General features: G+C 70.9%; 24 protein-coding genes and 1 pseudogene. 6 read left to right on the top strand and 19 right to left on the bottom strand.

Annotated features, from left to right (window positions below):
* Positions 1-14 precede the first annotated feature (14 nt).
* Positions 15-2543 (bottom strand): ATP-dependent Clp protease ATP-binding subunit, encoded by a 2529-nt coding sequence (locus tag AC068D_RS32950; protein WP_478826792.1) that lies wholly within the window; start codon positions 2541-2543, stop codon positions 15-17.
* Positions 2544-2972: 429 nt separating this feature from the next.
* Between AC068D_RS32950 and AC068D_RS32945 the strand changes: the two genes are divergently transcribed.
* Entirely contained in the window at positions 2973-3620 is a 648-nt protein-coding gene (locus AC068D_RS32945) for an SCO3374 family protein (RefSeq protein WP_478826791.1), read from the top strand.
* On the opposite strand, the gene AC068D_RS32940 is transcribed toward AC068D_RS32945, so the two are convergent.
* From AC068D_RS32940 to AC068D_RS32895, 10 genes are all read right to left on the bottom strand, one after another.
* Positions 3599-3934 (bottom strand): histone-like nucleoid-structuring protein Lsr2, encoded by a 336-nt coding sequence (locus AC068D_RS32940; RefSeq protein ID WP_384242891.1) that lies wholly within the window; start codon positions 3932-3934, stop codon positions 3599-3601. The genes AC068D_RS32945 and AC068D_RS32940 overlap by 22 nt on opposite strands.
* A gap of 239 nt (positions 3935-4173) precedes the next feature.
* Positions 4174-4713 (bottom strand): amino-acid N-acetyltransferase, encoded by a 540-nt coding sequence (locus AC068D_RS32935; RefSeq protein WP_478826790.1) that lies wholly within the window; start codon positions 4711-4713, stop codon positions 4174-4176.
* 78 nt (positions 4714-4791) lie between these two features.
* Positions 4792-5244 carry a BlaI/MecI/CopY family transcriptional regulator gene (locus AC068D_RS32930; RefSeq protein ID WP_478826789.1) on the bottom strand — a complete coding sequence of 151 codons (453 nt, stop codon included), beginning with the start codon at positions 5242-5244 and terminating at the stop codon, positions 4792-4794.
* Between the two features lie 141 nt (positions 5245-5385).
* Positions 5386-5571 (bottom strand): hypothetical protein, encoded by a 186-nt coding sequence (locus AC068D_RS32925; RefSeq protein WP_478826788.1) that lies wholly within the window; start codon positions 5569-5571, stop codon positions 5386-5388.
* 14 nt (positions 5572-5585) lie between these two features.
* Positions 5586-6242, bottom strand: a complete 657-nt coding sequence (locus tag AC068D_RS32920) for a hypothetical protein (protein WP_478826787.1) — start codon at positions 6240-6242, stop codon at positions 5586-5588.
* A 467-nt stretch (positions 6243-6709) separates the two neighbouring features.
* On the bottom strand, positions 6710-7507 hold the full coding sequence (locus AC068D_RS32915) for a type III pantothenate kinase (protein ID WP_478826786.1): 798 nt from the start codon (positions 7505-7507) through the stop codon (positions 6710-6712).
* 4 nt (positions 7508-7511) lie between these two features.
* Positions 7512-8546 (bottom strand): carboxylating nicotinate-nucleotide diphosphorylase, encoded by a 1035-nt coding sequence (nadC, locus tag AC068D_RS32910; RefSeq protein WP_478826785.1) that lies wholly within the window; start codon positions 8544-8546, stop codon positions 7512-7514.
* Complete coding sequence (locus AC068D_RS32905; RefSeq protein ID WP_478826784.1) at positions 8543-10345, bottom strand: L-aspartate oxidase; 1803 nt, start codon at positions 10343-10345, stop codon at positions 8543-8545. The genes nadC and AC068D_RS32905 overlap by 4 nt, the downstream gene beginning before the upstream one ends.
* A complete protein-coding gene (gene panC / locus AC068D_RS32900) occupies positions 10342-11436 on the bottom strand; it encodes a pantoate--beta-alanine ligase (protein WP_478826783.1) in 1095 nt (364 codons plus the stop codon). The genes AC068D_RS32905 and panC overlap by 4 nt, the downstream gene beginning before the upstream one ends.
* Positions 11433-12371 carry a Rossmann-like and DUF2520 domain-containing protein gene (locus AC068D_RS32895; RefSeq protein ID WP_478826782.1) on the bottom strand — a complete coding sequence of 313 codons (939 nt, stop codon included), beginning with the start codon at positions 12369-12371 and terminating at the stop codon, positions 11433-11435. The genes panC and AC068D_RS32895 overlap by 4 nt, the downstream gene beginning before the upstream one ends.
* A gap of 135 nt (positions 12372-12506) precedes the next feature.
* Between AC068D_RS32895 and AC068D_RS32890 the strand changes: the two genes are divergently transcribed.
* Positions 12507-13793: a threonine aldolase family protein gene (locus AC068D_RS32890; RefSeq protein WP_478826781.1), complete on the top strand. Its 1287-nt coding sequence runs from the start codon at positions 12507-12509 to the stop codon at positions 13791-13793.
* Between the two features lie 154 nt (positions 13794-13947).
* Here the strand turns inward: AC068D_RS32890 and AC068D_RS32885 are convergent, their stop codons facing one another.
* Positions 13948-14175, bottom strand: coding sequence for a hypothetical protein (locus AC068D_RS32885; RefSeq protein ID WP_478826780.1), 228 nt, complete (start codon positions 14173-14175; stop codon positions 13948-13950).
* 92 nt (positions 14176-14267) lie between these two features.
* On the opposite strand from AC068D_RS32885, the gene AC068D_RS32880 reads away from it, so the two are divergent.
* Together AC068D_RS32880 and AC068D_RS32875 are read left to right on the top strand one after the other, a co-directional pair.
* A complete protein-coding gene (locus AC068D_RS32880; RefSeq protein ID WP_478826835.1) occupies positions 14268-15377 on the top strand; it encodes a DUF5937 family protein in 1110 nt (369 codons plus the stop codon).
* Positions 15378-15691: 314 nt separating this feature from the next.
* Positions 15692-15992 (top strand): annotated as a pseudogene (locus AC068D_RS32875) (NF041680 family putative transposase); the annotation flags it as partial.
* Here AC068D_RS32875 and AC068D_RS32870 read toward each other — a convergent pair.
* Genes AC068D_RS32870 through AC068D_RS32860 form a run of 3 tightly spaced genes read right to left on the bottom strand, consistent with a single transcriptional unit; the run spans position 15989 to position 18510 of the window.
* Entirely contained in the window at positions 15989-16591 is a 603-nt protein-coding gene (locus AC068D_RS32870) for an AAA family ATPase (protein ID WP_478826834.1), read from the bottom strand. The pseudogene AC068D_RS32875 and the gene AC068D_RS32870 overlap by 4 nt on opposite strands.
* A 7-nt stretch (positions 16592-16598) precedes the next feature.
* The gene (locus AC068D_RS32865) at positions 16599-17273 is read right to left on the bottom strand and encodes a response regulator transcription factor (protein ID WP_478826779.1); all 675 of its coding nucleotides are present in this window, start codon (positions 17271-17273) and stop codon (positions 16599-16601) included.
* Positions 17274-17310: 37 nt separating this feature from the next.
* Complete coding sequence (locus AC068D_RS32860; protein WP_478826778.1) at positions 17311-18510, bottom strand: sensor histidine kinase; 1200 nt, start codon at positions 18508-18510, stop codon at positions 17311-17313.
* A 96-nt stretch (positions 18511-18606) separates the two neighbouring features.
* Between AC068D_RS32860 and AC068D_RS32855 the strand changes: the two genes are divergently transcribed.
* Positions 18607-19617: an SAM-dependent methyltransferase gene (locus tag AC068D_RS32855; protein ID WP_478826777.1), complete on the top strand. Its 1011-nt coding sequence runs from the start codon at positions 18607-18609 to the stop codon at positions 19615-19617.
* Positions 19618-20424: 807 nt separating this feature from the next.
* Positions 20425-21567 carry an NADH-quinone oxidoreductase subunit D gene (locus AC068D_RS32850; protein ID WP_478826776.1) on the top strand — a complete coding sequence of 381 codons (1143 nt, stop codon included), beginning with the start codon at positions 20425-20427 and terminating at the stop codon, positions 21565-21567.
* 99 nt (positions 21568-21666) lie between these two features.
* Here AC068D_RS32850 and AC068D_RS32845 read toward each other — a convergent pair whose 3' ends face one another.
* The 4 genes from AC068D_RS32845 to AC068D_RS32830 form a co-directional block, all read right to left on the bottom strand.
* Entirely contained in the window at positions 21667-22632 is a 966-nt protein-coding gene (locus tag AC068D_RS32845; RefSeq protein WP_478826775.1) for a hypothetical protein, read from the bottom strand.
* 568 nt (positions 22633-23200) lie between these two features.
* A complete protein-coding gene (locus tag AC068D_RS32840) occupies positions 23201-24184 on the bottom strand; it encodes an ABC transporter substrate-binding protein (protein ID WP_478826774.1) in 984 nt (327 codons plus the stop codon).
* A gap of 28 nt (positions 24185-24212) precedes the next feature.
* Positions 24213-24908, bottom strand: coding sequence for an ABC transporter permease (locus tag AC068D_RS32835; protein WP_478826773.1), 696 nt, complete (start codon positions 24906-24908; stop codon positions 24213-24215).
* Complete coding sequence (locus tag AC068D_RS32830) at positions 24908-25591, bottom strand: ABC transporter permease (protein WP_478826772.1); 684 nt, start codon at positions 25589-25591, stop codon at positions 24908-24910. Before AC068D_RS32830 ends, AC068D_RS32835 begins: the two co-directional genes overlap by 1 nt.
* Positions 25592-25663 lie beyond the last annotated feature (72 nt).

The following is a 25663-nucleotide window of genomic DNA, read 5'->3' as shown; positions in this document are numbered from 1 at the left end:
GCCCGCTACGGGCGTCACGCGTCCTTCGACAGGTTCGGACCCGAGCTGCCGCCCGCCGCCGACTCGATCGGGGGAACGTCGGGCAGGGCCGACTTCTCCTCGCCGCGGAAGGTGAACTTCTTCTCCTCACCCTCGCCCTCGGTGTCGACGACCACGATGTGACCCGGACGCAGCTCGCCGAAGAGGATCTTCTCCGAGAGCAGGTCCTCGATCTCGCGCTGGATCGTCCGGCGCAGCGGCCGGGCTCCGAGCACGGGGTCGTAGCCCTTCTTCGCCAGCAGGAGCTTCGCCTCCTGGCTGAGCTCGATGCCCATGTCACGGTCCTTCAGACGCTCATCCACCTTGGCGATCATCAGATCGACGATCTGGATGATGTCCTCCTGCGACAGCTGGTGGAAGACGACCGTGTCGTCGACACGGTTGAGGAACTCCGGCCGGAAGTGCTGCTTCAGCTCTTCGTTGACCTTCGCCTTCATCCGGTCGTAGGTGCTCTTCGTGTCGCCCTGGGCGGCGAAGCCCAGGTTGAAGCCCTTGGAGATGTCCCGGGTCCCGAGGTTGGTCGTCATGATGATGACCGTGTTCTTGAAGTCCACGACCCGTCCCTGGGAGTCGGTCAGACGACCGTCCTCCAGGATCTGGAGAAGGGAATTGAAGATATCGGGGTGGGCCTTCTCGACCTCGTCGAAGAGGACGACGGAGAACGGCTTCCGGCGCACCTTCTCGGTGAGCTGGCCGCCCTCTTCGTAACCCACGTATCCGGGCGGGGAACCGAAGAGACGGGAAACCGTGTGCTTCTCGCTGAACTCCGACATGTCGAGGGAGATCAGCGCGTCCTCGTCACCGAAGAGGAATTCGGCGAGCGTCTTGGACAGCTCGGTCTTACCGACACCGGACGGGCCGGCGAAGATGAACGAGCCACCGGGACGCTTCGGGTCCTTCAGACCGGCACGAGTACGCCGGATCGCCTGGGAAAGCGCCTTGATGGCGTCCTTCTGGCCGATGACGCGCTTGTGGAGCTCGTCCTCCATCCGGAGCAGACGGGAGGACTCCTCCTCCGTCAGCTTGAAGACCGGGATGCCGGTGGCCGTGGCGAGGACCTCGGCGATGAGCTCGCCGTCCACCTCGGCGACGACGTCCATGTCGCCGGCCTTCCACTCCTTCTCCCGCTTGGCCTTCGCCGCCAGCAGCTGCTTCTCCTTGTCACGGAGAGAAGCCGCCTTCTCGAAGTCCTGGGAGTCGATCGCGGACTCCTTGTCCCGGCGGACGGCCGCGATCTTCTCGTCGAACTCGCGGAGGTCCGGCGGCGCGGTCATCCGGCGGATACGCATCCGGGAGCCGGCCTCGTCGATCAGGTCGATCGCCTTGTCCGGGAGGAAACGGTCCGAGATGTACCGGTCGGCCAGGGTCGCGGCCTGGACGAGCGCCTCGTCGGTGATCGAGACACGGTGGTGCGCCTCGTACCGGTCGCGCAGACCCTTGAGGATCTCGATGGTGTGCGGCAGGGACGGCTCCGCGACCTGGATGGGCTGGAAGCGGCGCTCCAGGGCCGCGTCCTTCTCCAGGTGCTTGCGGTACTCGTCGAGCGTCGTCGCACCGATGGTCTGCAGCTCGCCTCGCGCCAGCATCGGCTTGAGGATCGAGGCGGCGTCGATCGCGCCCTCGGCGGCACCCGCACCCACCAGGGTGTGGAGCTCGTCGATGAACAGGATGATGTCGCCGCGGGTGCGGATCTCCTTGAGGACCTTCTTCAGGCGCTCCTCGAAGTCACCGCGGTACCGGGAGCCGGCGACCAGCGCACCGAGGTCCAGGGTGTAGAGGTGCTTGTCCTTGAGGGTCTCGGGCACCTCGCCCTTGACGATGGCCTGCGCCAGGCCCTCGACGACCGCCGTCTTGCCGACGCCGGGCTCGCCGATGAGGACCGGGTTGTTCTTGGTCCGGCGGGACAGCACCTGCATGACCCGCTCGATCTCCTTCTCGCGCCCGATGACCGGGTCGAGCTTGGACTCACGAGCGGCCTGGGTGAGATTCCGGCCGAACTGGTCGAGGACGAGGGAGGTCGAAGGCGTGCCCTCGGCCGGGCCGCCCGCCGTGGCGGCCTCCTTGCCCTGGTAACCGGACAGCAGCTGGATGACCTGCTGCCGCACTCGGTTGAGATCGGCGCCGAGCTTCACGAGGACCTGGGCGGCGACACCCTCGCCCTCGCGGATCAGGCCGAGCAGGATGTGCTCCGTGCCGATGTAGTTGTGGCCCAGCTGAAGAGCCTCGCGGAGCGACAGCTCCAGGACCTTCTTGGCGCGAGGAGTGAAGGGGATGTGCCCGGACGGGGCCTGCTGGCCCTGGCCGATGATCTCCTCCACCTGCTGGCGGACCGCCTCGAGCGAAATCCCGAGGCTCTCCAGGGCCTTAGCGGCGACACCCTCACCCTCATGGATAAGGCCCAGGAGGATGTGCTCGGTGCCGATGTAGTTGTGGTTGAGCATCCGGGCTTCTTCCTGAGCCAGGACGACAACCCGCCGCGCGCGGTCGGTGAACCTCTCGAACATCGTTAATCGCTCCTCAGAGCGGTCAGTCAGTTAGGGGTCGATCCCCTCCCTGTCCTTCCGCAGCTTAGTCCCGCAAGCGGGGACCGCTCATTCCAACTGCCGACACCCGTCGCTGGCCTCCTGCCCCGAACGCCGACAAATGCTCCAACCTGATGGTGCGAGACGATGTTCCCGCAGGCCAAGTCATTACCCCCGCCATGAGTACGCCGATGGCGAACGTGGGACTCAAAAGCCTGCGTGTCGTCCGTCCCCACTAGGGATGTCTTACCCGTCAGCAGTGACACTCCATGCGGGGAACGCCGGTTCCCTCAGCTATGGGCGAACATCCTTGCGTCGTCGAACATCCCTGGCCCGCACACGTTCGTGCACTCTGCGCGATCAGGACCCCACACCGCGTAACCAATCGGCGGACGCGGGAGTTCCCGGAGTGTGCCCTCCGCCGTCCCGCCGCCCCGTGCGCCACTGCCACAGGCGTTGCCGCCCGACCACGGCATCGCACGGTGGTACGAGCACGAGCTCGGCTGGGCGACTGCCGCCGGGCCGCCCGTACAGCTGCTGACGGGGCTGCGCTTCGACGTGCTGGAGCTTCCGGCCGATGCGGGCTTCGCCCTGTTGGCGCGGTACGGCCGGACCGGTCCGGTTGCCCTCACGGGCCGGCGGATGCGGCTGCTGGTGGCCGCGGGCAGCGCCGACGAACTGCCGGGGCTGCTCGACTGGCTGGAGTGGGGCGGGATCGCCCTCGATCTGACCGCCACGGGCACGGGCGGACGCATGGCCGCACCGGTGCCGCCCGGCCTCCCGGCAGGCCTGTCCGGCGCCCCGGGGCCACGGGGGACCTCGGTCCCGCAGGGGGCCGCCGAATGGCTGCGGCCCCCTGAAGCGGGGCGGGAGGTGGAGCCTTCACTGCCGGCGCCGGGCCTGGTCGGGCGCTGTGCCGGGTCCGGGGGCGGTGGGGGCACCCCCGACCTCGTACGACTCGTGGACGCGGCGGCCAATGCCTGCCACCGCGCCCGGCTGCTTCGCACGAATGTTCATGCGAATGCTCGCACGAACGCTCAGGCGTTGGCCTTCTCGTAGGCCTCGCGGATCTCGGCGGGGACGCGGCCGCGGTCGTTGACGCTGTAGCCGTTCTCCTTGGCCCACTTGCGGATCTCGGCCGTGTCCTTGTTGCCCGTGGCGACGGCGCGGCCCTTGCCACGGCCCGTCGCGGCACGGCCGCCGGTCCGCCGGCCGCCCTTGGTGTACGGCTCGAGAAGGCCGCGCAGCTTGTCGGCGTTGGCGGTGGTGAGGTCGATCTCGTAGGTCTTGCCGTCCAGAGCGAACGTCACGGTCTCGTCCGCCTCGCCACCGTCGAGGTCGTCGACAAGAAGGACCTGAACCTTCTGTGCCACCGGATTTCCTTTCATCGAAAATGCAGTACGCGGAAAGGAAACCGCTTTTCCCTGAAAAACACAAACCCCTGGCAGAGGTTCAGAACCTCGAGAACGCGGGAAACGTACGCGATTCGGACATAGGGATCGGCCTTGCTTCCGGCACGCGTTCCCGCCCGCCTTCCGCAGCGCGTTCCCTGCCGACTTCCGGGCAGCCTTACGAGGCGCGTTCCGCGCCGTCTTCCGCGGCCCGGGTTCGTTCACAGGTGCAGAAGCATCCGGCTGTTGCCCAAGGTGTTCGGCTTCACCCGTTCGAGGCCGAGGAACTCGGCCACGCCCTCGTCATAGGAACGCAGGAGCTCACTGTAGACATCTCCGTCCACCGGTGTCTCACCGATCTCCACGAAGCCGTGCTTGGCGAAGAAGTCGACTTCGAAGGTCAGGCAGAATACGCGGCGCACACCCAGCCAGCGGGCGGTGTGCAGCAGCTGGCCGAGCACATGATGGCCGATGCCCGAGCCCTTGAACTGCGGGTCCACCGCAAGAGTGCGGACTTCGGCGAGATCTTCCCACATCACATGGAGAGCACCGCAGCCGACCACTTGGGCATCGGTGTCCCGTTCCGCGACCCAGAACTCCTGGATGTCCTCGTAAAGCGTCACCGTCGCTTTGTCGAGCAGGATGCCTTCGCTCACGTAAGGGTCGACGAGCCGGCGCACGGCCGGCACATCGCTGGTCCTGGCCCGCCGGACGGTGACGGCATTTGCTGCGGCATTGGGAAGCGGTTGCGCGGAGGACATGACGGGACGCTATCGCCCCGCTCCCCCGGCGTCACCGTCGGTCCGGTCGACCCGTTCCGCAAGGGCTTGTCGAGCGGCTCAGGGAGCCTCTTCGGGGGTGCGTTCCCCGGGCACTTGCGTCCCCCGTTCCGTTGTCCCTTCCCCGGTCCCTTCCGGGTCACCTTCAGGGATCTGGGGCTGAACGATGCGGATCGCGTCCTGGAGTGCCTCGCGCTGCTCGGACGACATCATGCCGAAGAAGGCAACAAGGGCCGCCGCCGGGTTGTCGCTCTTCGACCAGGCTTCGTTCATCAGTGCGGCGGAGTAGGCGGCCCGGGTGGAGACGGCCGTATATCGATAGGCGCGCCCTTCGACTTCCCTGCGCACCCAGCCCTTCTGATGGAGATTGTCCATAACGGTCATGACGGTGGTGTAGGCGATGGAGCGTTCCTGCTGCAGATCTTCCAGGACTTCCCGCACCGTCACCGGGCGGTTCCATTGCCAGATGCGCGTCATGACGGCGTCTTCGAGCTCTCCCAATTGGCGGGGCACATTGCCACCATAGTGGGAGATGCCGGAATGACTGACTATTGACGTACTTCACGTACGAAAAAGGACGTACGGCCATGGACAGCCGTACGTCCTGCGGGACCTGCCCCGGAAACAGGGCCGCCCCGGGAACAGACCCTGGGATCAGACTCCGGTCGGGCGGTCCGCCGGAGCGGACGGCCGGCCTTCCGCGCGGGCGATCGCCGCGTCCACGGCGGCGTCCTCCTTGGCCTTGTTCGGGCCGCCCTGGCTCTTGATGATCGTCACGACGAGACCGATGAAGAAGGCGGCCATCACGACGGGGGGCAGGAGCGCGGATACGTAGTCCATGCGCCCCAGGGTAACTATCCGGCGGCCCGCTCCTGCGGCGGGGGCGCGGGCTTTCGGCGGGGCGGGAAGACCTCGCCGGGTGTGGGGATGGGACGGTCCGGTCGCGGCGTGGGGGCAGGGGTAGGTTTCGGCGCCGCCGGCCGGGGCTGCTGCTTCTCGTCGGCCGCGGCACGACCGCCAGGGAGCGCGTGCAACCGGGCACGGAGGGCGGCGGGCGACGGAGCCCGCGCGGTCACGGCGGACGCGCGGACGGCGCCGGGCAGACCTCGCCCGGCGAGACGCGCGCGCACCGCCCGTTCCGCCAGGTCCTCACAGCGCTCCAGCAGGGCTGCGGCGGCAGGCGTGCACAGCTGCAGCGCACGCAGGGCCGCGAGGTCCTCGGGGCGGGGGGCGTAGCCGGCGGTCAGGGCGTCCTGGAGGAGTTCCAGATAGCCACCGGCGGAGCCGGGAAGCGCGTCTCGGTAGCGGACGAGGTCGGCGAGGAGGAACGCGCGCAGCCGACCTGCCTCGCGTACGGCTTCGTCCACGGATTCAGCGAGCCGCAGACAGTCCAGGGCGACATCCTCGTGGGGCTGGGCGGGGTTGAGGGCGACGGCGAGGGCGCGTCGGAGCACACGCAGCTCGTCTGCGCTGAACGCCATGCCGCCGCGGGATCCGTATGGCGTGGGCATGGGCCGACGATACGCGCTAATCGGACAAAATTTGTTTAGCGGGCACTCGCGGCGCGGCGTGCCGTATACGGGCCCCTGCGGCCCGTACGGGGGCGCGCGTGACGCGAAGGAGCGCGAGGCACGGGCACGTACGTTTCCGTCGTACGGGGGCACTGGAGCGGGGCCGCCGGCCGAGGCGGTCGACGCATGCCGGGCCGCCGGGGGATGGCGAACCCGAGCCGTGCCCGGGCCGGGATGAGCCGGGGCCGGACGAGCGGAGTGCCGTCCCGGCCGGCCCCGGGCGGACTGCGGCGCCCCTGTGAGGACCCCGCCGGGATGAGCCGGGGCGAGGTGGACCCGGGCCGTACCCCGGGCCGGTCCGGGCCGCCCACGGCAGGGCCGGGGCGGCCGAATCGGGGCGGCCGGCCGCAGCCCTGTGCGAGGGCCCTGCCGGGGCACCTGCGCCCGGCGGGGCAAGCCCGGCAGGATCAGATGCGGGAGACGTTCCGCTCGTACACCAGGCGCAGTCCGATCAGCGTCAGCCACGGCTCGTGTTCGTCGATCGCCGAGGACTCACCGAGCACGACCGGCGCCAGGCCGCCGGTGGCGATCACGGTGACGTCGTCGGGGTCGTCGGCCAGCTCGCGCTTCATGCGCTCCACAACACCGTCGACCTGGCCCGCGAAGCCGTACACGATGCCGGCCTGCATCGCCTCGACCGTGTTCTTGCCGATCACGCTGCGCGGGCGGGCCAGCTCGATCTTGCGGAGCTGGGCACCTCTGACACCGAGCGCGTCGACCGAGATCTCGATACCGGGTGCGATGACACCGCCCGCGTACTCACCGCGGGCGCTGACCGCATCGAAGGTCGTGGCCGTACCGAAGTCGACGACGATCGCCGGGCCGCCGTAGAGCTCGACGGCAGCGACCGCGTTGATGATGCGGTCCGCGCCGACCTCCTTGGGGTTGTCCGTGAGGACGGGCACGCCCGTCTTGACGCCGGGCTCCACGAGAACGGCGGGGACGTCGCCGTAGTAGCGGCGGGTCACCTCCCGCAGCTCGTGGAGCACGGAGGGGACGGTGGCGCAGATGGCGATGCCCTCGATGCCGTCGCCGAGCTCGTCGCCGAGCAGCGGGTGCATACCCATCAGGCCGTTGAGGAGCACCGCGAGCTCGTCGGCGGTGCGGCGCGGGTCGGTGGAGACACGCCAGTGCTCCACGATGTCGTCGCCGTCGAAGAGGCCGAGGACGGTGTGGCTGTTGCCGACGTCGATGGTGAGCAGCATGAGGTCAGTCCCGGGCCTCTCGGAGATCCAGGCCGATGTCGAGGATCGCGGACGAGTGAGTGAGGGCGCCGACCGCGAGGTAGTCGACGCCCGTCTCGGCGTAGGCCCGTGCGTTGGCGAGGGAGAGCCGGCCCGAGGACTCGAGGATCGCGCGGCTCTTCACCAGGGCGACGGCCTCCTCGGTCTCGGACGGGGTGAAGTTGTCGAGCAGGATGAGGTCCGCGCCGGCGTCCAGGGCCTCACGGACCTGGTGGAGCGTGTCGACCTCGACCTCGATGGCGAGGTCAGGAGTGCCCATCGCGGCCATGGTCTCGCGCACGGCCTTGAACGCCTGGGCCACCCCGCCCGCGGCGACGACGTGGTTGTCCTTGACCAGGGCTGCGTCGGACAGGGACATGCGGTGGTTGACGCCGCCGCCGCAGCGGACGGCGTACTTCTCCAGGGCGCGCAGCCCGGGGGTCGTCTTGCGGGTGTCGCGCACACGCGCGTTGGTGCCGTCGAGGAGGTCGGCCCAGGCGCGGGTGGCCGTGGCGATGCCGGAGAGACGGCACAGGATGTTGAGGGCGCTGCGCTCGCCGGTGAGGAGGTCACGGGTGCGGGTGGTGACCGAGAGCAGCTTCTGCCCGGCCTCGACGCGATCGCCGTCCTCGACGTGCCGTTCCACCGTGAACTCGTCGGTGCAGACGATGGACAGAACGGCCTCGGCGACGCGGAGACCGGCGACGACACCCGCCTCCCGGGCGGTGAAGTCACCGGTGGCGACGGCGTCCTCGGGGACGGTGGCGACACTGGTGACGTCGACGCCGCCGTCGAGGTCCTCCTCGATCGCCAGGTGGGCGATGTCCTCGACCTGGACGGGGTCGAGCCCCGCCTCGGCGAGGAGTTCGGCGAGGGCAGGGTCCAGGCCGCACTCGTACACCTCGTCGGCACAGCCGCAGCCCTCACCGCAGCCCGCCGAGTCGTCGACAGCGGATGCGGGGGCGCCGATCTGGATCAGCGGTACGTCCACGGGCTCCGGACGTTCTTCGGGCGTGCTCACGGTTGCGGCTCCCTGGGGGCATGGGGGGTTACTGGGGGAAATGACTCGGTGCCGGTCCGGCGCACCACGAGGCGCCGGTCAGGGGTGAGCCGTACGACAATATGGCGACGCCACTGCGTGTCGTCGCGGTCGGGGTGGTCCTCGCGCCAGTGACACCCGCGGGTCTCCGCGCGCTCACGGGCGGCGGCGACGAGAACCCGGGAGACGAGCAGCAGATTGCTGGCCTCCCAGGACTCCACGCCGGGCTCGGCGGCCTTGTCGAACTCCGCGGCGTCGTGCAGGGCCGACAGATACAGCGACTCCAGCGCTCGTGCCGCGGCATCCAGGCTCGCCGCGGACCGGAGCACGCCTGCGCCCCGGGTCATGATCTGCTGGATTTCGTGGCGTGCCTCGGGCAGGAGCAGCGGCACGGGCCGTCCCGCCCCGCCGTCCTCGGCCTCCGGTCCGGGCCGACGGCCTCCGGCACCCGTCGTGCCCGGCTCGGCGGCGACCACGACTGCCGGGTCCTGAGGGTCCCGAGGATCCGTCGCGATCGCGGTCGCGATGCGCTCGGCGAAGACCAGACCCTCCAGGAGGGAGTTGGAGGCCAGGCGGTTCGCGCCGTGGACGCCCGTGCAGGCGACCTCGCCGCAGGCGTAGAGGCCGGGAACCGTGGTGCGGCCGTGGAGATCGGTGCGGACGCCGCCGGACGCGTAGTGGGCAGCGGGGGCGACCGGGATCGGCTCGCGCACCGGGTCGATGCCATGGGTGCGGCATGCCGCGAGGATCGTGGGGAAGCGGGTCTCCCACATCTCGGCGCCGAAGTGGCGGGCGTCGAGGAACATGTGGTCGGCGCCCTGCTCCTGCATCCGGCGCATGATGCCCTTGGCGACGATGTCTCGCGGGGCGAGCTCGGCCAGTTCGTGCTGCCCCACCATGAAGCGGATGCCGTCGGCGTCGACGAGATGGGCGCCTTCGCCCCGTACCGCCTCGGACACCAGGGGCTGCTGGCCCTCGGAGTCCCGGCCGAGGAAGAGCACCGTGGGGTGGAACTGGACGAACTCGAGGTCGCTGACCTCGGCCCCCGCGCGCAGCGCCAGTGCGACCCCGTCGCCCGTCGATACGGACGGGTTGGTCGTGGCGGAGAAGACCTGGCCCATGCCTCCTGTCGCCAGGACCACGGCGGGCGCGTGCACCGCGCCGACGCCGTCGTGCTGGCCTTCGCCCATCACGTGCAGGGTGATGCCGGCCGTACGGCCTTCCCCGTCCGTGAGGAGGTCGAGGACCAGCGCATGCTCGATGATGCGTATCGCCTGCTCGCGTATCGCGGCGACGAGGGCCCGCGAGATCTCCGCGCCCGTCGCGTCGCCACCCGCGTGGGCGATCCGCCGCCGGTGGTGACCACCCTCGCGGGTGAGGGCGATGTCCCCGTCCGCCTCGGTGTCGAATCGCGCGCCCGTCCCGATCAGCCGTCGCACCGCGTCCGGTCCCTCGGTGACCAGCGTCCGTACGGCCTCTTCGTCGCACAGCCCGGCCCCGGCGACCAGCGTGTCGTCCAGGTGCTGCGCAGGCGTGTCGCCCTCGCCGAGGGCCGCGGCGATACCGCCCTGGGCCCAGCGCGTGGAACCGTCGTCGAGCAGGGCCTTGGTCACCACGACCGTGCGCAGGCCCTCGGCCGTGCACCGCAGCGCGGCTGTCAGGCCCGCAACACCCGAGCCGACCACGACGACGTCGGCGTCGATGGCCCAGCCCGGTGCGGGGGCGTCCAGCCGTATTCCGGTGCCTGGGCCGGGGCGGGGACCGGTCGTGGTCGCGGTCATGCGGGCACTCCGAAGGTGAGAGGAATGTTGTCGATCAGCCTCGTCGTCCCGACCCGGGCGGCAACCGCCATGATCGCCTCGCCCTCGTACGCGTCCGGGACCTCGGTGAAGTCGGCGGGGTCCACCAGTGCCAGATAGTCCAGGCCGAGCGCCGGGACGGCCTTGGCGGCCTCGTCCAGGACGGCGTGGGCCGCCGCTCGTACGGCATCGGCCCCACCACCTGGCTGTGCCACGGCCACCGCGTGTGCGTCGGCCGCCGCGCGGGCCTCCCCGAGCGCGGAGAGCGCGGCCGCACGTGCCGTCGGTGCCGGGGCGGACTCGGCGCGGGCGCGCAGGGCCTGCTGCGCGGCGAGCCGGTCGCGGGCGGCGAAGAGTGCCCGGGACAGCGCGAGTGCGGTCCGGCGCTCTTCGGCCGACAGATAGCGGTTCCGGCTGGACAGCGCGAGGCCGTCCGGCTCCCGCACCGTCGACACGCCGACGATCTCCACCGGGAAGTTCAGATCGCGGACCATGCGGCGGATCAGTGCCAGCTGCTGGGCGTCCTTCTGTCCGAAGAACGCCGCATCGGGCCGTGTGAGGTGGAGGAGCTTCGCGACGACCGTGAGCACGCCGTCGAAGTGTCCGGGGCGGGAGGCTCCTTCGAGGAGCTCGCCCATCGGCCCCGCCGTGATGCGGACCTGCGGCTCGCCACCGGGATAGACCTCGTCGACGGACGGTGCGAACACGGCGTCCGCGCCCGCCTCCCGAGCAGTCCTCAGATCGGCGTCCAGGGTGCGCGGATAGCGGTCGAGGTCCTCGCCCGCCCCGAACTGGAGCGGGTTGACGAAGACGGTGACCACGACGAAACCGTCGGGTCCGACGTGCGCACGGGCCGTGCGGACGAGGGTGGCGTGGCCGTCGTGGAGGGCGCCCATGGTCATCACGACGGCGGTGCGGCCGCGGGGCGCGATCGCGTCCAGGACGCGATCGAGGTCCTCGCGGGTACGGACCGGCTCGACGTCGTGGCGTCCGCGTCGCCCGGGGTTCCCGCCGCCGTCGCCGCCGTCGCCGCCGTCGGGGTGCTCGGGGCTCACGCCGGTCCCACTGCTCATCGGTTGTCTCCCTCGGCGAGCACACCGAGGAGTTCCTCGGCGAACTCGGGCTTGAGCAGTCCGTGCGCGAGGGCGCGGTCCGCGGTCGTACGGGCCATGGCCAGATACCCGGCGACGGCCCCGGGAGCGTGTTTGCGCAGCTCGGCGACGTGTGCGGCGACCGTGCCCGCGTCGCCACGGGCCACCGGGCCCGTCAGTGCAGCGTCGCCCGAGCGCAGCGCGTTGTCGAGTGCGGCGCCGAGGAGGGGGCCCAGCATCCGGTCGGGGGCGGACACGCCCGCGGTGCGCAGCAGCTCCATGGACTGGGCGACCAGGGTGACCAGATGGTTCGCGCCCAGGGCGAGGGCCGCGTGGTAGAGCGGGCGGGCCTCCTCGTCGATCCACTCGGGCTCGCCGCCCATCTCGATGACCAGCGCCTCCGCGGCGAGCCGCAGCTCGTCCGGAGCGGTGACCCCGAAGGAGCAGCCGGCCAGCCGCTGCACGTCGACGCTCGTGCCCGTGAAGGTCATGGCGGGGTGGAGCGCGAGCGGGAGCGCGCCGGCCCGACGGGCAGGGTCGAGCACGGCCGTGCCGTACCGCCCGGAGGTGTGGACGACGAGCTGGCCCGGACGCACGGCGCCGGTCCCGGCGAGGCCCTCGACCAGTCCGGGCAGTGCGTCGTCGGGAACGGTGAGCAACACCAGTTCGGCACGGGCGAGCACATCGGCGGGCGACACCAGGGGCACATCGGGCAGCAGGGCCGCGGCTCGCCGCACGGAGGCGTCGGACACTCCGGAGACGGCGACCGGGCGATGGCCGGCAAGTTGCAGGCAGGCGGCGAGGACGGGGCCGACACGGCCTGCTCCGACCACACCCACGGTGAGGCGGGCAGGGCGGTCCCTGGGGTCGACGGGTTCGGGTCCCGACGGGGTTGCTGACGGTGGTGGTGCGTTCACGCGGCGATGGCCTTCCGTTCCAGTCCGCGGGGGGTACCGGACGATTCTTCGTCATGCTACGCCAGCGTTTCGACGGGCCTTCCGCTTGTCCACAGGCTGTGGAGGCCTGTTGGGCGGGTGGGCGATGATCGCAGCATGGCGGACACGGAAGAGACGGCGGACGCGGAGCAGGCGATCCCGGGGATGACCGGACCCGAGCAGGCCGGACCGGACCGGAGCGGACCGGAGACCGGAACCGGGGAGGGCGAGCAGGACGAGCGGTTGCGCAGACTCGCCGCGTGGCGCGCATCCGGGCGGGTGCTGTGGCGCACGTCGTCGGAGGGCCGGCTCGGTGAACGGCTCGCCGCGCTCGCGGCGGACGCGGGCACGGTCCACGACCTGGACGAATGTGTGGACGTCTACGGGGACGGGGTCGTCGCGGAACTCGAGGGCCGGGTGGCGGCGCTGCTCGGGTTCCCGGCGGCGGCGTTCTTCCCGACCGGGACGATGGCGCAGCAGGTCGCGCTGCGGTGCTGGGCGGTGCGCACGGGGAACCGCGTGGTCGCGCTCCATCCGCTCGCGCACCCCGAGGTGCACGAACGGGGCGCGCTCGGGGTGGTGAGCGGGCTGCGCACGGTCCATCCGACGCAGGCGCCCCGGCTCCCCACGGCCGAGGAGGTGCGGGACCTGGACGAGCCGTTCGGGACGCTGATGCTGGAGCTGCCGCTGCGTGACGCGGGCTTCGTCCTGCCCTCGTGGGACGAGCTGGTGGACGTGGTGGAGGCAGCGCGCGAAGTGGATGCGGTGGTGCACTTCGACGGCGCACGTCTATGGGAATGCGCCCCCCATTTCGGCCGTCGCCTGGACGAGATCGCGGGGCTCGCCGACAGCGTGTACGTCTCGTTCTACAAGTCCCTGGACGGAATGTCCGGTGCGGTGCTGGTAGGCCCCGAGCAGCTCGTCGACGAGGCACGGGCATGGCGGCACCGGTACGGCGGGCAGCTCTTCCAGCAGTACCCGGCGGCGCTGGCCGCCCTGCTCGGGCTGGAGCGGGAACTGCCGCGGCTGGCGTCGTACGTGGCCCATGCGAGGACCGTCGCAGAGGCCCTGGCGGAGGCGTTGGGGGCCGCACCCGGGATCCCATGGTTCCGGGTCCACCCCGACCCCCCGCACACCCACCAGTTCCAGGTGTGGCTGCCGTACGGGGAGGAGGTGCTCAACGCGGCCTCCCTCCGCCAGGCGGAGGAGACGGGAACGACCCTGTTCCGCCGCTGGTTCGACGCCGGGCCCGGCGGCCCGCCGGACGTCTCGGTGACGGAGGTGACGGTGGCGTCGCAGGGACTTTCGTGGACCGGCGAGGACGTTCGCGCGGCGGTGGCGGACTTCGCGGAGCGTGTGCGGGACACCACGGAGGGAGCGGAAGCGGGCCCACGGACCTCATGAGACACGCCATCGGGGCCCGTGCGTCCCGGATCCACCGTCATCAGGGCGTCGCGAGCCGGCGCACGTGCCCGGACAGGACCCAGGGCCTCTCGTTTGGATCCTGCCGGGCTCGCGTGCCCCGGCCACTGATCCAGCCCGATCCAAACGAAGGACCCTAGGTGCAACGAGGGAGCCGGGCGTCCCGGCGCACGAGGTGCAGGAGACGCGCGGCGGCCGTACGGAACGGATGGAGGGGCCGACCGGACAGGACCACGGTGAAGCGGTGGTGGTCGCGGAGCGACCGGAGCGTCCGCCAGTCGTCACGACCCGGCGGCGGAGGCGGCGGTTCACCGTTCAGGCCGGCACGGTAGGTGTCCAGAAGGTGCTGCTGGATGGCGTCCATGCACCTCAGCCTGCCTCCGGCCCGCGCCGGACCGCGCATCGATTGACCAGCAGCGTCAAATGGGCACCGGGCCCGCCCGGCCAGCCCGCACCATGGAGGGTGTGAGCGTCACCATCGACATCGCGGGCATGCCGCCCGAGCGGATCCGCTTCGAGATCTCGCCCCTCGCCGAGCTCGGCGTCGCGTTGCACGCGCTGTCCCAGCCCGCACACCATCCCGGAGTGCACGGCTGGACGACGGCCACCGCGGCCGGGCTGAAGCCGGACCTCGCCGACCGGCTCCACGAGGCGGACTTCCTCTGGAGCACCACGTTCTCCGACATCTTCACGCCGTTCGCCGGCCTGCCCGGCCACGACGGCGGCACCGGGGCGACCCTCGCCGAGGAGCTCGACCTGCTCGACCGGCTCCCCGACGACCGTTTCATCTCCGCCGCGCTGGAGTTCGCCTGCTCCAGCACCTACGGCGCCAGTGGTCCCGTGGACACCGGTCGTGCGCTGGAGCTCGCGGCCACCCGCGGCCCCCAGCAGCTCGACTTCGCCAGGAGACTCCTGGACGACCCCGCTCCCGTCCGCGCCTGGGTGCGGCGCCTCCTGGAGGACTGCGACCAGGCCTTCTTCGCAGAGACCTGGCAACGCATCCGCACCCAGCTCGCCGCCGACGCCAGGCACAAGACCGAGATCCTGCGCCGCAAGGGCTTCGTGGAGGCGCTTCGTGCAGTCTCTCCCGCGCTCGCGCTCAACGAGGCGGCGGGCAGGATCGAGGCCGACAAACTCGCGGTGGGTCACACGACCGCCGTCGACCCGGCCGTGGGAGTCGGACTCTCGTTCGTGCCGTCCAGCTTCGGCTGGCCGCATCTGATGGTGCTGCACGCCCCCGGCTGGCGTCCCGTCGTCCACTACCCCGTCGGAGTACCGGAACTTCCCGGTCCTGCATCCGTCGAGCTGCTCAAGCTCCGGATGGAAGCGCTGGCCCACCCCATGCGGATGCGGCTGTGCCGCAATCTCGCCCGCGCTTCCTACAGCACCGGCGAGCTGGCCGACGCGCACGGCATAACGGCGCCGGAGGTCTCACGCCATCTGTCGGTCCTGAAGAAGGCAGGGCTGATCACCACCCGCCGACGCGGCCGCTATGTGATGCACCAGCTGGACGTCTCGGTCGTGGCGCGACTCGGCAGCGACTTCCTGGAGACGGTCCTGCGCTGACCGGAACCCGGCCGGGGACCCCGGGACCCGGGGAGTCGGAAGCGGGGGACCACCGACCGGAGGCCGGGTCGGAGGCCGGGTCGGAGGCACCCCCGCATCGACGCAGTCGGGCGGCTCCGGCAACACGGCCCGATCCGAAAGGAGGGCCCAGGGTCTTTCGTTCGGATCGGGCTGGATCGGTGAGCGGGGTCCGGTGCGTGCGATCGCAAGGCGGAGGAAGGAGCCCACGCGGAGCCGCAGTCGACCGACGACAACGCGGCGAGCGTGCGTGCCGGGGCACGCGAGCCCGGCAAGATCCAAATGAGAGGCCCTGGCTCCGTCTGGTCCGCCCCCTGGCGGCCGACCTGCGACGGCCGTGGGAGAGACCGAGCCCGTCCGACACGATCACTCCCGCCCGAGTCCGCCGCGATTTCCGGCGCCTCCGCCCGAAGGCAGCCTGTCCTGCCGAAGCACCGAAATCCTCCCGCCCCGGCCCAGGCCGGCCATCCGGTCGCAAGAACACCCGGCCCACTCCACGCGATGACGTGCACACCGTCGGCAAACCGGGCCCCAAACCGACGCACGAAGAAGTCAACAACCCCGCGTCCACGCCGCACAGGTCAAAGATCACGTTAGTCGAAGCGCATGTGGGACAGCCCGATCCCGATACGCCGCAGCCTGTGCCGCAGCGGCCCGTAGGTGTTCGGCAGGAGCTCCAGCCCCGCCGACCCGGCGACACGGTCCGCCACCTGGGGGATCGTCAGCCGGTCGGTACGGATGTGCTCGGCAAACCCGGGGCCGCCGAGCCGCTCCAGACAGTGGTCCAGCTTCTGCACCGCGAAGCTCTCCCGCTTCAGGCCCCGCCCGAGCCCCCGCTCACTGAGCCTGCGCAGCACCGTCGCGCGCTCCGCCAGCAGCGCGAAGTGGCGCACATCGTGCCCGGCTCTCCGCAGGCCGCCGAGGATCTCGTCGAAGTAGCGCGGTTCGACCACCGTCATCGGGGCGATCACCACGCCCCCTTGAGCCCGCAGGGCCAGGTCCAGCACGTCGTACACGCCCTGCCGCCACGCGGGAAGGTCCTGGAAGTCGCCCCTCAGCCGGGGCGGAGCCATTCGGTGCAGGCCGAAGCCGACGTGTTCCGGGTCGCAGACGACGCTGCCGGGCAGCCGCCGCCGGAGCTCGTACGCCGTCTGCGTCTTTCCGCCCCCGAAGGGACCGTTGATCCAGAGCAGCACGGGGCGCTCAGGCAGCGCCGCCACCGGCCCGCACCAGGCCGCTCTCGTACGCCAGCACCACCACCTGCACACGGTCCCGCAGGCCGAGCTTGGTGAGGATGCGGCCGACGTGGGTCTTGACCGTGGCCTCGGAGAGCACCAGCCGTGCGGCGATCTCACCGTTCGACAGTCCCTGTGCGACCAGCAGCATGACCTCGCGCTCGCGGTCCGTGAGCTTCTCCACCTCCTTGTGCTGCGGCGGCCCGCCGGGGGACGGCAGCATCGGCGAGAAGCGGTCCAGCAGCCTGCGGGTCGTGGACGGGGCGACGACGGCGTCCCCGCTGTGCACGGAGCGGATCGCGCCGAGCAGTTCGCTTGGCGGCACGTCCTTGAGCATGAAGCCGCTCGCACCTGCCTTGAGCCCCGAGAAGGCGTACTCGTCGAGGTCGAAGGTGGTCAGGATGAGCACCTTCGGCGCGTCCGGCTGGGCACAGATGAGCCGGGTCGCCTCGACACCGTCCACCCTGGGCATGCGCACGTCCATCAGGACCACGTCCACGGCCGTGGAGCGCAGGAGTTCGATCGCCTCACCGCCGTCGCCGGCCTCGGCGACGACCTCCATGTCCGGCTGCGCCGCCAGCACCATCCGGAAGCCGGTGCGCAGCAGCACCTGGTCGTCGACGAGCATCACGCGGATCGTCATGTGCAGAGTCCTTGTCTGGGGGGCGTGCGTGGTGAGCCTAGTGGGCGGGCTTGAGCGGCAGCAGGGCGCTGATCCGGAATCCGCCACCCGGGCGGGGCCCCGCATCGAGGGTGCCGCCGACCATGCCGACGCGCTCACGCATGCCGATCAGTCCGTGTCCCTTGCCGTCGGCGCCGCCGTCCTCGTACATCTCGTGCGACGCGCCACGGCCGTCGTCCTCGACGAGGAGTCCGAGCCCGTCGTCGAAGTACACGAGCCGCACGCTCGCCCCGACGTCGGGGCCGCCGTGCTTGCGGGTGTTGGTGAGGGCCTCCTGCACGATGCGGTACGCCGTGAGCTCCACGCCGCTGGGCAGGGGCCGCGGAGTGCCCTCGATCTTGAAGTCGATCTCGAGGCCCGCAGTCCGCACCTGCTCGACCAGGACCTCGATCTGCTCGACGTCGGGCTGGGGTACGTACTCCCCGCTCTCCGGGGCATCACCGGTGCGCAGCACGCCGAGCAGCCGGCGCATCTCGGCGAGCGCCTGGCGCCCGGTGCCCGAGATGGTCTCCAGCGCCTGCCGGGCCTGGTCGGGCGCGGTGTCCAGGACGTACGCGGCTCCATCGGCCTGCACCACCATCACCGAGACATTGTGCGCAACGACGTCGTGGAGCTCGCGGGCGATCCGGGCCCGCTCGGCGGCGACCGCCACCTTGGACTGTGCCTCACGCTCCTTCTCCAGCCTGGAGGCACGCTCTTCCAGCTGGGCGAAGTAGGCGCGGCGGGTGCGCAGGGAGTCACCGAGTACCCAGGCGAGTGCGAACGGAACGCTCATGACGACGGTGATGAAGATCCGCTGACCGACTCCGGCGTTCCCCTCCGGCCACCGGATCTGGGACAGCGTGGCCGCGGCGAGTCCGCCGACGAGCGCGAGCCGGGAGGCCCAGCGCGGGCCGTCGTGCGCCGCGACCGTGTAGATGATCACGAGCATCGCGAAGTCCGCCGGGTTGACCTGGATGTCCAGCACGAGCTGGGCGACACCGAGGGCGGCCACGAGCAGGAGCATCTTCTCGGGTGCGCGGCGGCGCAGCGCGACCGTGAGACAGAGCAGGAGGACGATTCCGGCGGCCACGACCCTGGGGTCGTTCCCGACGGTCTCCTGGACGACCCACAGCATGGAGAACCCGAAGAGGACGACCGCCCAGAAGGTGTCGACGCCCGTCGGGTGTCTGCGGATGAAGTCATAGAGGCGCTGCACGTGACCCAGCGTAGGGAAGGCAGAAAGGTGCAGGGGTCAACCGGAGGGTCGATCCGGTCGGGAGCCGCCTACTCCGCAAGGTGGAGACTGGCACGCGTGACGAATGAGGCAACCGAAGAACCGGACCGCTGGCTCCCCTGGCGGGAGGCGACGGAACGCGCGCTGTACGGCCCCGAGGGGTTCTACCTCCGCCCGGAGGGCCCGGCGGGACACTTCCGGACCTCGGTCCATGCCTCGCCGCTGTTCGCCGCCGCCGTCGCCCGGCTTCTCACCCAGACCGCGGAGTCCCTGCCGGACGCTCCCGAGATCACGTTCGTGGACATGGGCGCCGGGCGCGGGGAGCTGCTGACGGCCGTGCTGGCGGCGCTCCCCGAGGGGCGGCTGCCCGACGGTCGCCCGGTAAGGGCGTGTGGTGTCGAACGTGCCGGGCGCCCGGCCGGGCTCGACCCGCGAATCGGCTGGACCGAGCGGCCCCCGTCCGGGGTGACCGGGCTGCTCTTCGCGAACGAGTGGCTGGACAACGTTCCGGTGGATGTCGCGGAGGTGGACGGGGCGGGTGTCGCCCGGTACGTCCTGGTCCGGCCCGCGGACGGCAGGGAACGCCTCGGGGACCCGGTGGGGGGAGCGGACGCGGAGTGGCTGGACCGCTGGTGGCCGCCGGGCGGGCCGGGCACGCGCGTGGAGATCGGCCGGCCGCGCGAGGAGGCGTGGGCGGCGGCGGTCGGGATCCTGGACGCGGGTTTGGCCGTTGCCGTGGACTACGCGCACCGCACCGGCGACCGGCCGGCCTTCGGGACGCTGACCGGCTTCCGCGGCGGGCGCGAGGTGCGCCCGGTCCCGGACGGTGGCTGCGACATCACGGCGCACGTGGCCATGGACGCGTGCGCGGGGCCCGGCGCCGAACTGGTGTCCCAGCGCGAGGCCCTTCACCGCCTCGGCGTCTCCGGCACCCGACCGCCGCTCGCTCTGGCCTCGTCGGACCCCACGGCATACGTACGCGCCCTGGCATCGGCGGGCGAAGCGGCCGAGCTGACGGCCCGCGGCGGCCTCGGCGACTTCCTGTGGCTGCTCCAGCCGGTCCCGGCAGCGGCGGGCCCGGCGGTATGAGCACCCCCGCCCCCCGGCCCCGAACCTCGGCGCCACGGACCTGACCTGCACAAACCTGACCTGCACGGACCCGACCTGCACGGACCCGGCCTTCTTGGCGGCCCCCTGCCCGGCCGCCGCCGACGGAGCCGCGGACAGCAGCCACGAACCTCCACGCCCCACCGCACCGGCCGCCAGTGGCATCGCCGTGCCGGTGGGCCGGAAACGGCCCGGTGCAGGGCGCACGGGCGCGGCCCAGAGGCACACGGGGCGGCAGGGCCGGGGCAGACATTGCCTGGGCCCTGCAACGCCGACCGGTGCGCCACGTGCGACGTGTCCCGGTCGGTGCACACCGCAAGCGCGGCACTCCCGGAATGCCGGTCGATACGCGGCCGGCAGCGCCAGAGCCCCGTTCCGAACACACGCCGCGCACCAGAGCCCCGGTCCGAACACACGCCGCGCACCAGAGCCCCGTTCCGAACACACGGCCACACGCCAGGGGGCCGGTCCGAACACACGGCCACACGCCAGGGGGCCGGTAGGGACGCATGCCGGCGGGGCCGGGCCGGGATCCGGGCATCAGCGGGTGGTGACGGCCGTGTCCCCCGAGCACGGCCGTGCTGCCCGCGCACTGCGCCGATGGACTCCACGCCGTCGGATCGCCACCGGCGCCCACCGGCCGCCCGGCCGCCCGGCCCCGAGTTCCGGGCTTTCACCGCCGCACGCGGTCCGGCCACGTGGCCGGGACGGTGCCGTGCCCCGGGCCGGCGGTGTCCGGCACTCGGGCCGGGCCGCGGCCCCTCGCCCGGGCGAGGGATACTGTCGCCCATGACGGAGACGACGGTCGGCATCGGCGGCGCGGCGGAGAGCACCGACATGGTGCTGAACATCGGCCCGCAGCACCCTTCCACGCACGGCGTGCTCCGGCTCCGGCTCGTCCTGGACGGCGAGCGCATCCAGCATGCCGAGCCGGTGATCGGCTATATGCACCGTGGCGCGGAGAAGCTCTTCGAGGCGCGCGACTACCGCCAGATCGTGATGCTGGCGAACCGCCACGACTGGCTGTCCGCGTTCTCGAACGAGCTCGGTGTCGTCATGGCCGTCGAGCGGATGCTCGGCATGGAGGTCCCCGAACGCGCCGCCTGGACGCGGACGCTCCTCGCCGAGCTGAACCGGATCCTCAACCACTTGATGTTCCTCGGGTCCTATCCCCTCGAACTGGGCGGAATCACCCCGGTCTTCTATGCCTTCCGCGAGCGGGAAGAGCTCCAGAACGTCATGGAGGAGATCTCCGGCGGCCGGATGCACTACATGTTCAACCGGGTCGGCGGTCTCAAGGAGGACCTCCCCGCAGGCTGGGCCGGCCGTGCCCGGCAGGCGGTCGCCGATGTGCGCTCACGGATGGACGTGTACGACCGGCTCGTGCTCGGCAACGAGATCTTCCGGGGCCGTACGCGCGGAATCGGCGTCCTGACCGAGCAGACGGCGCACGCGTACGGCGTCTCCGGTCCGATCGCCCGCGCCTCCGGCGTCGATTTCGACCTTCGACGTGACGAGCCGTACCTCGCGTACGGCGAACTCCAGGACACCCTCAAGGTCGTCACCCGGACCGAGGGCGACTGCCTGGCCCGCTTCGAGTGCCTGCTGGACCAGACGCACAATGCGCTCGAGCTGGCGGACGCCTGCCTGGACCGGATCGCAGAGCTGCCGCCCGGCCCCATCAACCAGCGCCTGCCCAAGGTCCTGAAGGCGCCCGAGGGCCACACCTACGCCTGGACCGAGAACCCGCTCGGGATCAACGGCTACTACCTGGTCTCCAAGGGCGAGAAGACGCCGTACCGTCTCAAGCTCCGGTCGGCCTCGTACAACAACATCCAGGCACTGACCGAGCTGCTGCCCGGCACGCTCGTCGCCGACATGGTGGCGATCCTGGGGTCGCTGTTCTTCGTGGTCGGGGACATCGACAAGTAGGCAGACACGGGGGCCGATACACCGGCGGCGCCGCCCCACGGGCAGCGCCGCCGCACGGCCGGCCCATGCACGGCCCCGTGGGGCCCGCTGCCCATCACATCAGGAGATCGCGCTGCGCAACTCCACGACGTCCAGCTGCTCCGTCTCGTCGTGCACGGTCAGGTCGATGACTTCGCCCACGGCACGGTCCTGCGTGCGCTTGCTGTCGGCCAGCGCCTCCTCGCCGACCACGTCCGCCAGGTCCTCGTCCTGTACCGACACCAGCTCGGCGCGCTGTCCGCCTCCCGTACCGAAGAAGTCGAAGCCTCCGAGGGGACGGGACTGGCGTGCGGTGTAGGGGACGATCGCCGAGGCGATCGGCACCGGCCTCCTCGCAAGGTTGGCGGACGACGGGCGGGTGTGTTCCTCCCCGGCGACCGCCGCGTGCTTCCCCTGCGGCTCCTCCGCCTCCCTCGCCCGCTCTGCGACATCGCGCTTGCGGGCCTCCTCGACGGTGCGCTTGGCCTCCTGGGCCGCGGCGTTGCGTGACAGGTTCTCCAGCGCCTTGGCGGCCCGCAGGTACGCGGACGGCGTGGGCGTGGAACCGGCCGGGAGAAGTTCCTTGGGCGCGGACGCCTCGATCGCGAGCTGCCGACGGCCTTCGAGCGCACTGGCACGCTCCGTCTCGGCGTTGGCGTACCGCCTCAGCAGCGCGGCATGCTCGTTGCGCAGCCCTGCCAGCTCGACCCGCTTGGAGCGGAGCTTCGCGTCCAGCTTGGCGCGCAGCTCGCGGGACTCGTCGAGATCGGCCTCCAGCTCGGCCAAGCGCTCCTCGGTCTTCCAGGCGTCGCTGGCACGGGCGCGGGTGAGCTCGGCGACGCGGCGGCCCGCGCTCCGGTCCCAACTTCGCATGAGCACCGCGCCGGTGACAGCGGCCGCCGCCGCTGCCGCGACCATGATGCGGAGCACGACGGGATCCGCGAACAGCCATGCACCGGTGGCACAGAGAACCGAAGCTCCGGCGACCGCGGCGGGCGGGAGAAGCCGGTGCAGAGGTGGGGAATGGCGGTGGCGTCCTCGTGGCATGGCCTGAAATTTACCGTGCGTAGGTGACGAATGGGGGGTCGCATCGGCAATCTCTTCGTCAGTTCGAGCCGTACTTCGATCCGGCCGGGGCCACAGCCGGATCGAAGTCACCCCGAAGCCGTGCCTGAGCGCCTGTCCGACCCCTCTCCAAGCCCCTGGCCGGGCCCTTCCGGGACCGATGCAAAATCCGGACGAGGTCATTCCGATTCGGCTTCCGAGCAGGCCGGGCCTGTTGCCCCACCCACCCCCAGGACCAAATCCCCTCTTGCCGCGACCCACTGCGGCGACCGGAAAGTTTCACCGGCTCGCGCCGCCCGCACCGCGGCACCGCCGCACCGTCGCACCGCGGCATTGGCGGAGTCGCCAGAGCACTTCCCGAAGCCACGCCCGGGAGGCACCCCCACCCGTACGAGGGTGCTCTCCCCCGGCCCCCGTCCGAGTGGGGGACTCCCGGCGAAGCCAGGAGGAGTGCGCCACCCCCTGATGATCCGCCTGGCGATCCTTCCCCTCGGCCCCGGCACCGGCACCGGACACCGCGATCCTCCCGGAACTACCCCCGGTCAGCTCATCAGTTCCCGATCAGGCCCTTGGACACCAGATATTCCCTGGCCACGTCCTGCGGCTTCACCCTCTCCGCGTCCACCTTCCGATTCAGCTCCACAAGATCCTGCGTCGTCAGCGCGCTGGTGAGCTTGCCCAGAATGTCCGCTATCTCCTTCGTGCCCGCGTCCCTCGCGTTGAGGACCGGCAGCACGTTGTCCGCGTTCTGGAGCTTCTTGTCGTCCTCCAGCAGCACCAGCCCGAAGGTGTCCAGCGTGGCATCGGTCGTGGTGGTGAGCACCAGCTGGTCCTCGCCGTCCTTGACCGCCTGCTTCGCCTGGGGCGTCCCGACGCCCTTCGGGTCCACACCCGCCACATCGATGCCGTAGACCTTCTTGAGGCCGGGCGCACAGAAGGGCCGCACTTCGCACTCGTCCCCGGCTGCGATCTTGACCTCGAGCTTCGACCTCCCGAGATCGGAAAGGGTCTTGAGCTTTTTCTTCTCGGCGAATTCCTTGCTCACCGCGAAGGCATTCTGATCGACGGCCGCTCCGGCGGGCAGCACTTTGAGCCCACGTGGCTCGGCGAGCTTCCGGAGTCCGGCGACGGTGCGCGCGACATCGCTGGAGGCGACCGGCTTCTCCTCGGGGGCCTTCGGCCCGTTCGCCTTCGCGTTCAGGAATTCGGCAATCGTCGCCGCATATTCCGGTACGACGTCGATCTCGCCCTTCTCCAGTGAGGGTTCGTAGAGCTCACGGTTTTTCACCGTGGTGACGGACGTGCTGTATCCGGCGGCTCCCAGCGCCTGGGCGTAGAGCTCGGCGAGCACCTTGGACTCGGTGAACGCTGCGGCCCCGACGACGAGAGTGCCCTTCTTCCCACCGCCCGCGTCACCGCCCGTGCCACCGGAGCCCTTCTCCTGCTCGAGGCTCGCGCCGCCGCACGCGGCGAGCGAGCCGACGAGGCCCACGACGCCCAGCACCGCACCCGCGATACGCGAGGTCTTGCTCATGAGGTTCACCATCCAAGGGAGTGAGTCGTCACACGGATTTCCGCAGGGCACGTCCGGGCCCCCGCAGGCGCTGAGGACTGCACACGCGGTCCACCAGCACCAGCACGACCTCGACAAGGAGGGCGAGCACGGCCACGAGCAGGGCGCCCGCGACCACTTGAGGGGTGTTGTAGGTGTTGAAGCCGGCCGTGATGATCCGGCCGAGACCGCCCTGACCGACCATCGCCGCGATCGTCGCGGTCGCGACGACCTGGACCGCGGCGGACCGCAGCCCGGTCATGAGCATCGGATACGCGAGGGGAAGTTCGACCCGGGCGAAAAGCTGCCGACCCGACATCCCCATCCCCCGTGCGGCCTCCACAACCGCCCGGTCCACCTCCCGCATCCCCACATAGGCGTTGGTCAGCAGCGGCGGCACGGCGAACAGCACCAACGCGGTGATCGTCGGGACATAGCCGGCGCTGCGCAGCGGCGACACCATGAAGAGCGCGAGCACAGCGAAGACGGGGACGGCCCGGCCGACATTGGAGACATTCACCGCGAGGGCGCCACCTCGGCCGATGTGCCCGAGATACAGCGCTGCCGGCAGGGCGATCAGGCAGGCGAGTGCGAGGGCGGCCCCGCTGACGTAGAGGTGCTCGCCGAGACGATTCCAGGCCCCGTTCTCTCCCGACCAGTTGGAGCCCGTGGTCAGCCAGGACCAGGCTCCGTCCAGTACCCCCATCAGCGGGCCTCTCGTGTCCGTATTCGCGTCCAGGGCGTCAGCAGACGCTGGACGCCGAGCAGCAGCAGATCGGCGGCGACGGCCAGCAGCACACAGAGGACCGAAGCGGTCAGTACCTGGGCCTTGAAGAAGCTGGGCAGTGCGTCCTCGATGAGATTGCCGAGACCGCCGCGGCCGACGATCGAGCCGACCGTGGTGAGGGCGACCGTCGACACCGTGGCGATCCGAAGGCCCGCCATCAGGGCCGGGAGCGCCAGGGGAAGCTCGACCTCCCACAGCAGCCTGCCCGGCCCGTACCCCATCCCTCGCGCCGCCTCTCGTGCCTCGGCCGGCACCGCTTCGAGACCGGCCAGGATGTTCCGCACGAGAATCGTCAGCGAGTACAGCACCAGGCCGGTGATCACCAGCGCGGCGGACAGCCCGAAGAAGGGCAGCAGCAGCGAGAACATCGCGAGCGACGGAATCGTGTACAGCACGGTGGTCAGGCCGAGGACCGGGCCGGTGAGACGGGGGCTGCTGCGGGCCAGCAGTGCCAGGGGGAAGGCGACGGCCAGTCCGATCAGCACGGAACCGACGGTGATCCAGACGTGCTGGACCGTGGCATCGATCAACTCCTGGCTGCGGGAACGGAGATATTCACCGCAGATCCAGTCGTTCGTCACCAGGCAGTTCTGCCCGCTCATTCGGCGCCCCCGTCACCCGTCTCGTCTCCCTCTCCGCCGATCCGGATCTCCGGCTCGGCGGGTTTCCGCAGC

This window comes from Streptomyces sp. NPDC043861 (assembly GCF_056435905.1).
Note: the sequence above shows the minus strand (reverse complement) of the source record. Positions and strands in the feature narration are given on the sequence as shown.